Annotated in this window: 12 protein-coding genes and 1 pseudogene; 9 read left to right on the plus strand and 4 right to left on the minus strand. The window is 68.3% G+C overall.

The annotated features are described in order from the left end of the window. The 7 genes from Q0581_RS03150 to Q0581_RS03180 form a co-directional block, all read left to right on the plus strand. The coding region (locus Q0581_RS03150; protein WP_298697528.1) for a protein-L-isoaspartate(D-aspartate) O-methyltransferase at positions 1 to 464 on the plus strand (464 nt) is incomplete at its 5' end. A 114-nt stretch (positions 465 to 578) separates the two neighbouring features. Beyond that, a complete protein-coding gene (locus tag Q0581_RS03155) occupies positions 579 to 1,586 on the plus strand; it encodes a M23 family metallopeptidase (protein WP_298697530.1) in 1,008 nt (335 codons plus the stop codon). A 101-nt stretch (positions 1,587 to 1,687) separates the two neighbouring features. Next, on the plus strand, positions 1,688 to 2,002 hold the full coding sequence (gene yajC, locus Q0581_RS03160) for a preprotein translocase subunit YajC (RefSeq protein WP_298697531.1): 315 nt from the start codon (positions 1,688 to 1,690) through the stop codon (positions 2,000 to 2,002). Between the two features lie 38 nt (positions 2,003 to 2,040). After that, positions 2,041 to 3,678, plus strand: coding sequence for a protein translocase subunit SecD (secD, locus tag Q0581_RS03165; RefSeq protein WP_298697533.1), 1,638 nt, complete (start codon positions 2,041 to 2,043; stop codon positions 3,676 to 3,678). A gap of 5 nt (positions 3,679 to 3,683) precedes the next feature. After that, entirely contained in the window at positions 3,684 to 4,670 is a 987-nt protein-coding gene (gene secF, locus Q0581_RS03170; RefSeq protein ID WP_298697534.1) for a protein translocase subunit SecF, read from the plus strand. Between the two features lie 78 nt (positions 4,671 to 4,748). Then, the gene (locus tag Q0581_RS03175) at positions 4,749 to 5,369 is read left to right on the plus strand and encodes a hypothetical protein (protein WP_298697536.1); all 621 of its coding nucleotides are present in this window, start codon (positions 4,749 to 4,751) and stop codon (positions 5,367 to 5,369) included. A gap of 172 nt (positions 5,370 to 5,541) precedes the next feature. After that, positions 5,542 to 6,165 (plus strand): squalene/phytoene synthase family protein, encoded by a 624-nt coding sequence (locus Q0581_RS03180; RefSeq protein ID WP_298697538.1) that lies wholly within the window; start codon positions 5,542 to 5,544, stop codon positions 6,163 to 6,165. Here Q0581_RS03180 and Q0581_RS03185 read toward each other — a convergent pair whose 3' ends face one another. The 3 genes from Q0581_RS03185 to trmFO are packed head-to-tail and all read right to left on the minus strand — an operon-like array spanning position 6,166 to position 8,639. Next, positions 6,166 to 7,047: an oxygenase MpaB family protein gene (locus tag Q0581_RS03185; RefSeq protein ID WP_298697540.1), complete on the minus strand. Its 882-nt coding sequence runs from the start codon at positions 7,045 to 7,047 to the stop codon at positions 6,166 to 6,168. Further along, on the minus strand, positions 7,048 to 7,248 hold the full coding sequence (locus Q0581_RS03190; protein WP_298697542.1) for a hypothetical protein: 201 nt from the start codon (positions 7,246 to 7,248) through the stop codon (positions 7,048 to 7,050). Further along, entirely contained in the window at positions 7,248 to 8,639 is a 1,392-nt protein-coding gene (gene trmFO, locus Q0581_RS03195) for a methylenetetrahydrofolate--tRNA-(uracil(54)-C(5))-methyltransferase (FADH(2)-oxidizing) TrmFO (protein WP_298697544.1), read from the minus strand. The genes Q0581_RS03190 and trmFO overlap by 1 nt, the downstream gene beginning before the upstream one ends. Positions 8,640 to 8,767: 128 nt before the next feature. On the opposite strand from trmFO, the gene Q0581_RS03200 reads away from it, so the two are divergent. After that, entirely contained in the window at positions 8,768 to 9,685 is a 918-nt protein-coding gene (locus Q0581_RS03200; RefSeq protein ID WP_298697546.1) for a hypothetical protein, read from the plus strand. Positions 9,686 to 9,695: 10 nt separating this feature from the next. Beyond that, entirely contained in the window at positions 9,696 to 10,616 is a 921-nt protein-coding gene (locus tag Q0581_RS03205; RefSeq protein ID WP_298697547.1) for a hypothetical protein, read from the plus strand. A 37-nt stretch (positions 10,617 to 10,653) separates the two neighbouring features. Here Q0581_RS03205 and Q0581_RS03210 read toward each other — a convergent pair. After that, positions 10,654 to 11,025: pseudogene (locus tag Q0581_RS03210) on the minus strand (excinuclease ABC subunit A); the annotation flags it as partial.

The following is an 11,025-nucleotide window of genomic DNA, read 5'->3' on the forward strand; positions in this document are numbered from 1 at the left end:
GCCAGCCCTTCATCGTCGGCCTGATGACCCAGGCGCTGGACGTCCAGCCGCGCCACCGCGTTCTGGAGATCGGCACCGGCAGCGGGTACCAGTGCGCGGTGCTGAGCCGCCTGGCGCGCTATGTCTATTCGGTCGAGCGGTATCGCAGCCTGCTGGCCGAGGCCGAGGCGCGGCTGAGGGCGCTGGACATCGACAATGTCATCACCCGGCATTCGGACGGGGGGCTGGGCTGGCCCGAACAGGCGCCGTTCGACCGGATCATGGTCACGGCGGCGTCGCCCGGCGAACCGACCGAGCTGCTGAAACAGCTGAAGCCGGGCGGGGTGCTGGTCTGCCCGGTGGGGCGCAGTTCGGTGCAGATGCTGAACCGCTATGTCGGCCAGGCGGACGGCAGCTTCCGCCGCGAAAGCCTGTGCGAGGTGCGGTTCGTGCCGCTGGTGGAAGGCATGGCCAAGGAGGGGTGACGGCGCGGCCGTTAACCTTCACGCCCCATTTCTGCGCCCATTGCGGGGTTGAAATCCGCGCCGGACCGGGGCACCCCGGACAGGCGAATTAACCGAACGGGGCGGAGCATCGGCATGCGGACGTGGATCAGGACGGCGATCATCACGGCGGCGGCGCTGACGGCGGCGGCCTGTTCCAGCTATCCGCGCGAGCCGCGCTATTCCATCCACGCCGAACGGGCCGGTGCGCCGACCGCGCCGCCGCCGGTCGATGCGCGCGAACCCTATGCCCCGCCGCCGATCAATGAGGCGCCGCCGCCCAGCCGCGCGCCGGTCGAGCGGATCGAGGGCGGCGCTCTGGGCGCGCCGGCCGGTTCGACGCCGTCGCGCCAGCCGGACTATCTGCCCGATCGCCCGGCCGCGCCGCCGCCCTCATCCACCGCGCCGGCCTTTGGCGGGGCCGTGGCCTATCAGATCCAGGCGGGCGACACCCTGTCGGGCGCGGCGCGCCGGTTCGGCACGCCGGTGCAGACCCTGATCGACCTGAACCAGCTGGGCCCGCGCGGCGCCATCACCCAGGGTCAGGCTCTGCGTCTGCCGGAATCGGCCGTGGACGGCGGCCCCGACCCCTACGCCACCGGCCCGTCGCCGACCGGGGTGCTGGTGCCCGAAGCCGGGGCGCCGCCGCCCCCGCCGCCTCCGCCGCCTTCCGGCAATCCGCCCGCGCCGCCGCCGGTGGCCCAGGCCCAGTCGACCCTGGCGCTGCAATGGCCGGTGCGGGGCGACATCGTGCGGCGCTTCGGCCCTGTCGGCCTGGGCGAGCGCAACAATGGCGTCAACATCGCCGCCCCGCGCGGGACGGCCGTGGTCGCCTCGGCCGCCGGGCGGGTGGCCTATGTCGGCTCCGATCTGGCGGGGCAGGGGCTGACGGTGCTGATCGTGCACCGCGACGGATGGCGCACCGTCTATGGCCATCTGGGCAATGCCTCGGTGCGCGACGGCGACGATGTGCGCGCGGGCCAGCAGATCGGAACCGTGGGCGAAACCGCCGGCGACGGCCGCCCGTCGATGCATTTCGAGACCCGGCACATGCGCAACGATGAACCCGTGGCGATCGACCCTCTGAGCGTCCTTCCGCGATAGGTCGTCAGGCCGCGTTGCAAATCGCGGGATCGCACCCTAGTTTCCGCGCCTCGTTTTCAATGGGCGCCCAGGCTGGCCGCCCGCCCCTGGGGGAGTGACCCATGCCTACCGGAGCCGAAGGCGGCGCGACCGCGATGATCGTGCAGTTCCTGCCGCTGATCGCCATCGTCCTGCTGTTCTATTTCCTGATCATCCGCCCCCAGTCGCAGCGCATGAAGGCGCACCAGGCGGCGGTCGCGGGCATCAAGCGCGGCGACACCGTGGTTCTGTCGTCCGGCATGATCGGCAAGGTCACCCGCGTCGAGGACGCCGAGGTGAACGTCGAGATCGCCCCCAGCGTCAATGTGCGCGTGGTCAAGTCCATGGTGGCCGAGGTGCGCAACCGCCCGGCCATCGCCGCCAACGACAAGGGCTGAACGGGCGTTCCGCCCCGGCCGTGTGAGACCCTAAGCCCATGATTCAGCTGTCGCGCTGGAAAGTCGTCCTGGTCGGGCTGTCGCTCGTCCTGGGGCTGCTGCTGGCCTATCCGAACGTCCTGTCGCCCGAGCAGCGGGCGTCCCTGCCGGGCTGGCTGCCCAAGAACGCCCTGAACCTGGGCCTGGACCTTCAGGGCGGGTCGCACCTGCTGCTGGAAGTCGATGTGCCGGCGATGCGCGAGAAACGCATCACCAACATGGCCGAGGACGTGCGGGTGACGCTGCGTGAGGAACGCATCAACATCAACGGCATCCAGCGCGAGGGCGGCGGCGTCGTCGTCTCCATCGCCAATCCGGCCCAGTTCGACCTGGCCATGACGGCGATCCGCAACCTGGCCGCGGCCGGTGCGGCGGGCGGGGTGCAGGAACGCACCGCCACCCGGATGTCGGACAACCGCATCCGCTACGCCTTCACCGAACAGGCCCTGGCCAACATGGGCGCCACGGCCGTGGACCAGTCCATCGAGGTGGTGCGCCGCCGGATCGACAGCCTGGGCACCCGCGAACCGTCGATCACCCGCCAGGGTTCGGACCGCATCGTGGTTCAGGCGCCGGGCGAGAGCGACCCAGCCCAGCTGGAGCGCGTCATCGGCCAGACCGCCCAGCTGACGTTCCAGATGGTGGACGTCGAAAACACCGCCAACTTCATGCAGACCGGCCTGGTCCCGCCCGACGCCGAGGTTCTGCAGGACGCCCAGGGCAACATCTATCTGGTCAAGAAACGCATCCTGGTCTCGGGCGAGAACCTGACCCGCGCCAGTGTCGATTCGGACCAGTCGGGCCGTCCGGCCATCGGCTTCCGCTTCGACGGCCAGGGCGCGCGCCGGTTCGGCGAGGCGACCTCGGCCAACATCGGCAAGCCGTTCGCCATCATCCTGGACGGCAAGGTGCTGTCGGCCCCGAACATCAAGAGCGCCATCACCGGCGGTTCGGGCATCATCGAAGGCAATTTCGGCCTCGCCGAAGCCTCGGAGATGGTGAACCTGCTGAACGGCGGCGCCCTGCCGGCCCCGCTGAAGGTCGAGGAACGCCGGGTCGTTTCGGCCGAACTGGGCGCCGACGCCGTGGCCAAGGGCGCCCTGTCGACCGCCATCGGCTTCGTTCTGATCGTGGTCTTCATGATGCTGTCCTATGGCCTGTTGTTCGGCGGCGTCTCGGTGCTGGGCCTGTTGCTGAACGGTCTGCTGATCGTGGCCGCCATGTCGCTGACCCAGGCGACGCTGACCCTGCCGGGCATCGCCGGTCTGATCCTGACCTTCGCCGTGGCCGTGGACGCCAATGTGCTGATCTATGAGCGGATGCGCGACGAGGCCCGTTCGGGCCGCAGCGTCGTGGCCAGCATGGACGCCGGCTTCAACAAGGCCATGGGCACCATCGTCGACGCCAACCTGACCACCCTGGTGGCGGCCCTGATCATGTTCATGTTCGGCGCCGGACCGGTGCGCGGCTTCGCCTGGACCCTGACCATCGGCGTCTTCACCTCGATGTTCTCGTCGGTGATGGTGGCCCAGGTGCTGCTGTCCTGGTGGTTGAAGACGGCCAAACCCAAGACCCTGCCGATCGCGGACGAACCCGTCCGCCAGGCGGGCAAGACCGCCACTGCGGCGGCGGAGTGACGACGATGCGTGGATGGCCTCTTATCAAGCTGCTGCCGCAGAAGACGAATTTCCGCTTCGTCCGCTACGCCCTGCCGGCGGGCGTCCTGTCGCTGGTGCTGTGCGTCGCCTCGATTGTCGGGTGTTTCTATCCCGGCCTGAACATGGGCATCGACTTCCGCGGCGGCGCGTCGCTGGAAGTCGCCAAGCCCGCCGGCCAGGTGATCGAACTGGACGCCATTCGTGGCGCCGTCAGCGGCCTGGGCCTGGGTGACGTGGGCGTGCAGGGCATCGCCCGACGCGACAACAACGTCGATGACGGCTCGACCGCCATCGTCCGCTTCCAGGTGCCCGAGGGCGAAGACCAGACCCATGTGGTCCAGCGGGTCGAGGCGGCCATCGACCAGGCCGTGGGCCAGGTGACCTATTCCGGCGTCAGCGTCGTCGGCTCCAAGGTGTCGGGCGAGCTGTTCACCTCGGGCCTGATGGCCCTGGCGGCGGCGGTGGCGCTGATGTTCCTGTACATCTGGTTCCGGTTCGAGCCGCAGTTCGGCTTCGGCGCCGTGGCGGGGCTGGTGCACGACATGATCCTGACGTTCGGCCTGATCGTGCTGTTCAAGTTCGAGTTCAGCCTGAACATGGTCGCGGCCATCCTGACGGTCATCGGCTATTCGATGAACGACACCGTCGTGGTGTTCGACCGCCTGCGCGAGAACCTGCGCAAGTACAAGACCATGCCTCTGCGCGACGTGATCGACCTGTCGCTGAACGAAACCCTCAGCCGCACCATCATCACCGGCGTCACCGCCGTGGGCGTTCTGGCGATCCTGGCCATCTTCGGCGGCGAGGCGCTGTTCGGCTTCTCGATCGCCCTGATGATGGGCATCATCATCGGCACCTATTCGTCGATCTATGTCGGCGCGCCGATCATCATGCTGTGGGGTGTCAAGCGCGGCGGCTCGGTCGATGAAGAGGCCAAGCCGATCAAGCTGGGCATGGCCAGCCGCCCGTAATGCCGATCTCTCCCTCCCTGTCCGGGGAGGGAGAGGTTATGCTCGCGCCTCGACTCAATCGCCGGGGAGGGGCGACCCATGGGCAAGCTGCTTTCGAATTTCCGCAACACCTTCATCCTCAGCCTGATTCTGGCCGGGGTGATGATCTTCGCCTTCGGCCGCATCGCGCCGGGCGGGTTCGACGCCGGCTTCTGGCAGGCGGTGTTCCGCTGGGTGCACGTCGTGGCCGGCATCCTGTGGATCGGCCTGCTGTACTATTTCAACTTCGTCCAGATCCGGGTGATGCCGAACATCCCGGCCGAGCTGAAGCCCGCCGTGGGCAAGCATATCGCGCCCGAGGCCCTGTTCTGGTTCCGATGGGCGGCGCTGGTGACGGTGCTGGCCGGGCTGGTGGTCATGATCCTGCGCGGCCATGCCTACGCCATGGAGGTGCTGAGCTTCGGCCTGGCCGGCGGCCTGGTCCAGGGCGACCAGCAATACAGCCTGATGGGCATCGGCGTCTGGCTGGCCATCGTCATGTTCCTGAACGTCTGGGGCGTCATCTGGCCGAACCAGAAGCGCGCCCTGGGGATCGTGCCGGCCGATGACGAGACCAAGGCCAAGGCCGCCCGCCTGGCCATGCTGGCCAGCCGCACCAACCTGTTGCTCAGCCTGCCGATGCTGACCGCCATGGCCATGTATCAGACCCTGTTCGGCTGACGGGCTTCAAATCCCTCTCCCGCTTGCGGGAGAGGTGGCCCGATGACGGCGCGTCAGCGCTGCGAGGGTCGGAGAGGGGAGTCTGTTTCCTTCGACTTCCCCCATCGTCCCTGTTCGCCTTCGGCGAAGACGGGACACTTCCCCCGCAAGCGGGAGAAGGATGAGTATCGCTATGACCGACCTCGACGCCCAGGTGCGCGCCGCCGACATCGACCGCTGGCTGGCCAGCCGTTTCGTGGCCGACGAGCCGGCGCGCGCGGACCTGATCGCGCTCTACGCCTTCGAGGCGGAACTGATGGCCATTCCCACGCGCGTGACCCAGCCGATGCTGGCCGAGATGCGCTATCGCTGGTGGGCCGATCAGATGGACGGGGTGTTTGCGGGCGACCCGCGCAAAGGCCATCCGGTGCTGGAGGCGTTGGCCGGCGTGGTGCACAGGTGCGGGCTGGAGCGAGCGCCGCTGGACGCCCTGATCGAGGCGCACATCGGCCGGGTGCACGGCGAGGCGCACGACCTGGACGCATTCTACGTCGGGCCCATGCAGGCGGCGGCGCGGGTGCTGGCCGGACCGGGGCATGAGGCGGCGATCGAAGGGGCGGCTCGGGTGCGGGGCCTGGCCCAGACCGGGCGCGGCGATGAGGCGCGGGCGATGCAGGGTCAGGCCAATCGCGCGCTGAAGGGCCTGCCGCCGGCGGCCTTTCCGGCCGTGGCGCCCGCCGCCCTGACGCGGCCCGATGCGCCCGAGCCGGTCAAGCGGCTGCGGCTGACCTGGGCGGTGCTGACCGGGCGGATATGATCAGCGCGGGGCGCCGTCGGGCCATTCGGTCACGTCGTCCGGCCAGACGCGCCGGTTCGGTGACCCCGTATAGACCCAGTCCATCATCGCTTGGGTGGCGCGCACGGCGGCGCGGGCTGGGGCGGATGCGGCGGGCAGGCCGTGCATGGCGCGCGCCCAGTCGGGCAACAGGTCGCGCCCGGCCGCCATGATCAGGCCGCCGGCGAAATCCTCGGCCGGACCGCCGATCCGCTGGCGCAGCACCAGTTGGGCGACCTCGAAGGTGCGCGCGTCGGCCTTCAGCCAGGGACGCATGGACTGGATCAGGGCCTGCGCCCCCGCACGGTCGGTCGGCACGGGGTCGGCCCCCAGCGCCCGGCCGATGCGGGCCATCTCGGCGATATAGGCGTCCTGGTCCGCCGCCGACATCGACGGCTCGGCATAGCGGACCCAGGCGTCCAGGAAGCTGGTGATTTCCGTCACATGCACCCAGGCCAGAAGGGTCGGATCATTGACGCGATAGGGCGTGCCGTCCGGCAGGACGCCCTTCAGCCTGTCGTGGATGGAGCGGACGCGGTCGATGGCCGCCCGACCCCGTTCGGCGTGGTCATAGGTGGTGACGGCGATGAATTTGGCCGTGCGGCGCAGGCGGCCGTGCATGTCGGCGCGGAAGTCCGAATGGTCCCACACCCCCGCCAGCACCGCCGGATGCAGCATCTGCAGCAACAGGCCCGACACCCCGCCGATCATCATGGTGACGATGTCGCCATTGACCCGCCAGGCGACGGAATCGGTGGGAAACAGGGCGTCGGCCCGACGCAGGGCCGGGCGCTCCCCGGCCTCATAGTCGTTGAACAGCTGGTTGATGCGCTGGCGGATGGCGGTCTTGATGGGGTGGGGCATCTAGGCCTGACCGGCGGGCGGGCCCAGAAGGGCGATCTTGCGATCCAGGCGGGCCACCTCGTCTTCCAGCCGCGCCTTTTCGGACGCCATATCGACTGGCGTACCGTCGTCATAGCTCAGCCGTGCGCCCCGCGCGATCAGGTCCAACCGGTGGGCCAGGGTGGCGCGGCGTTCGGTCAGGCGGTCCAGATCGTCCGCCATCAGCCCGCGTCCCGCCAGGCTTTCAGGGCCTCCATGGCCCGGATGCTCATCAGCCGCTTCTTGGCCCGGCCGCGGTCCTTGGGCGGAATCTTCTTGCCGTCCGCATCGACGCGCGGCGCCTCCAGCGGCGGCAGCAGGCCATAGTTGATGTTCATCGGCTGGAATTTCGAGCCTTCCAGATGGCCGCCGGTGATGTGCTCAACCAGGGCCCCCATGGCGGTTTCGGGCGGCGGCGGCGCCAGGTCGCGACCCAGCGCCTGGGCGGCGGCCAGACGCCCGGTCAGCAGGCCCATGGCGGCGCTTTCGACATAGCCTTCCACGCCCGTCACCTGGCCGGCGAAGCGCAGGCGCGGCATGGCCTTCATCCGCAACTGGCGATCCAGCAGCCTGGGGCTGTTCAGGAAGGTGTTGCGGTGCAACCCGCCCAGGCGCGCGAACTGGGCGTCCTGCAGGCCCGGGATCATGCGGAAAGTCTCGGCCTGCGCCCCATGCTTCAGCTTGGTCTGGAAGCCGACCAGGTTGAACAGCGTGCCCAGGGCGTTGTCCTGGCGCAGTTGCACGATGGCGTGGGGTTTCACGGTCGGATTGCGCGGATTGGTCAGGCCTACGGGCTTCATCGGGCCGTGACGCAGGGTTTCGCGGCCGCGTTCGGCCATCACCTCGATCGGCAGGCAGCCGTCGAAATAGGGCACGTTCTCCCAGTCCTTGAACTCGGCCTTGGGTCCGTCCAGCAGGGCGTCGATGAAGGCGTCGTACTGGGCCTTGTCCATCGGACAGTTGACGTAGGCGGCCGCGTCGCCGCCCGGCCCTTCCTTGTCATAGCGCGACTGCCGCCAGGCGATGTCGAAATCGATGCTGTCGGCGTGGACGATGGGGGCGATGGCGTCGAAGAAGGACAGGCTTTCCTCGCCCGTCAGCGTCAGGATGGCCTCGGCCAGGGCGGGCGAGGTCAGGGGGCCGGTGGCGACGATGACATTGTCCCAGTCGGCGGGCGGCAGGCCGGCGATCTCTTCGCGCACCACGGTGATCAGGGGGTGGGTCGTCAGTTTGGCCGTCACGGCCTGGGAGAAGCCCTCGCGGTCCACCGCCAGGGCGCCGCCCGCCGGCACCTGATGGGCGTCGCCGCAGGCCATGATGATCGAATCCAGCGCCCGCATCTCGGCGTGCAGCAGGCCCACGGCGTTGTATTCCCAGTCGTCCGACCGGAACGAGTTGGAGCAGACCAGTTCCGCCAGGCCATCGGTGTGGTGGGCGTCGGTGGTCACGCCGTCGCGGCGCATTTCGTGCAGGATCACCGGCACGCCGGCGGAAGCGATCTGCCAGGCGGCTTCGGAGCCGGCCAGGCCGCCGCCGATGACATGGACGGGAGAGGGGGCAGGGGAGGTCGTCATCGCGGCTTTCTAGACACAGGCGGCCGCTTCGTCAGCAACCGTCTGGTGAAACCGTCCTTGCGGCGTCTAAGGTGGCCCTGAACGGCAAGGGGGCTTGCCGCCATGACGCGCCGGGGAGGGGCGCAGCAATGGCGAAGCGTGGGATTTCTGTGGGCCAGGCGCTGGGCGAAGGCTTTCGCCTGATCGGACGGCGTCCGCTGACGGTTTGGGTCTGGGGGCTGGTGCTTCTGCTGCCGGGGCTGGTTCCGCTGGCGGGCCTGGTCGGTTTGCGATCGGTCGTGATGCCGGGGTTTGACCCGGCCGGGCCTGATCCGTTCGATCCGCAGATGTTCCAGGTGTTGGCGGGGCTGATGGCGTTGAACGGCCTCAGCCAGATCTTGCAGATCGTCGGGATGGCCGTGGTGATGACGGCCGTTGCGCGGGCCGTCTTGGGGCGTGTCGGTCGGCGGCCGTTCGCCCTTGGGCTGGGCCTGCACGAAGTGCGCGTGGGGGTGTCGCATCTGGTCGTGATGATCGGCCTGGTGCTGGTTCTGTTTTGTCTGGGGTTTGGTCTTGTGGCCGGCGGTCTGGCTCTGATGGGGCAGGTGACCGAGGCCCAGCGGCCCTGGGGCATCGCCGCCGTGGCCTTTCTGATTCTGGCGCCCGCCCTGGCCCTGTATGGCCGGCTCAGCCTGATCGCCCCGGCCAGTGTCGCATACGGCCGTCTCGCCTTCGAGGAAGGCTGGCGCATGGGGCGCGGGCAAACCGGGCGTCTGGCCCTGCTGACGCTGGGGACATGGCTGGCGACCGTGCTGCTCGTCCTGGCCGCCGTCGTGCTGATGCTGGGGGTGGGGTTCCTGGCGTCGATGGCCGCCCAGGCCTTGCCGATGGATTGGCGGGTCGAGGACTGGGCGCTGGCTCTGGGCGTTCTGGCGGGGATCGTCATCGTCTTTGGCGCCATGGCCGGCGTCGTGGCGTCCATCAGCCTGGCGCCCTATGCTTGCGCTGTGCGGCAGTTGTTTGTGGCTTCCGAACCGGCCCCGTCTGCGGACGGCGACATCCTCTGAGGAGTGAAAGATGAGCTTTTCCCCCACCGATGCGGCCTTTGAAGGTTTCCGCCTGGTTCGCCGCAATCCGATGGTGCTTCTGGCCTGGACGCTGCTTTACCTCGTTGTCGGCGTCGCTACCCTGCTGACCATGACGTCGATGTTTCCGGCGCTGGCCGAACTGTCGGCGGCGGCCGAGGCGTTCCGGGGGACCGACCCGGAATCGTTAGACGACTTCATGCCCATCCTGAGCGCCTATGGCCGAATGTTCAGCGGCATGGGTTGGGTCATGGTGCTGTCCATCCTGACGAACGTCATGCTGACAACGGCCGTGTCGCGCAGTGTTCTGGCCGACCATGCCCATGACGTGTTCGGTCATGTCCGGCTGGGCATGGATGAAGTGCGGGTCTTCGTCGTCACCCTGGTTCTGTCGATCCTGATGGGTTTGATCGCCTTTGCGGTCGTCATTGTCGCCGCGATCATCGGCGGTATTGCAGTGGCCGCCATCGACGGCTGGGGTTGGATCATCAGTCTGGTTCTGTTGCTGGGATCGGTCGCTTTCGTGATCTGGCTGGCTGTGCGCTGGTCCCTGGCTATTCCGATCACGGTGGCCGAGAAGAAGATGGCCTTCTTCGACTCCTTCGGCGTGACGAAAGGTCGGTTCTGGCCGATGTTGGGCATGATGCTGCTGGCGTTGGTCATGGCCATGCTGGTCGGACTTCTGTCCATGCTGGTGTCCATGCCGATCAGCCTGATGTCGGGCGCCGAGATGATCAGCAGGGCCAGCAGCGACCCGTCTGTCATGATGGCCGCCTACCGCATCGACAATGCGTGGATGTGGGCCTCGACGGTGGTGAACGCCATCATCTCCGCCCTGATCTTCGGCATACTGTATGCGCCGTTCGCCGCCGCCTATCGCGACCTGACCGGCCGCGGCGTCACGTCAGACTGACGTCGGGGCGAGGCGAGCCTCGTCTGGCTCGCGACGATCAGGACGCCTTGGTCCGGCGAGGCTTCTTTGCCGGCGCCAACGCCGCCACCCGCGCCTTGCGACGCGTTTCGTGGCGGTCCAGCATCTCCTTGAGGTAACGGCCGGTCCAGCTTTTGGGATCGGCCGCGACCTGTTCGGGCGTGCCCTTGGCCACGATCTCACCGCCGCCGTCGCCGCCCTCGGGCCCGAAGTCCAGCAGCCAGTCGGCCACCTTGATGACGTCCAGATTGTGCTCGATCACCACGATGGTGTTGCCGTTCTCGACCAGCTCCTGAAGCACCTCCAGAAGCTTGCGGGTGTCCTCGAAATGCAGGCCGGTGGTCGGCTCGTCCAGGATGTAAAGGGTCTTGCCGGTGGCCCGTTTCGACAG

The organism is uncultured Brevundimonas sp. (assembly GCF_937863155.1).
Classification (GTDB): Bacteria; Pseudomonadota; Alphaproteobacteria; order Caulobacterales; family Caulobacteraceae; genus Brevundimonas.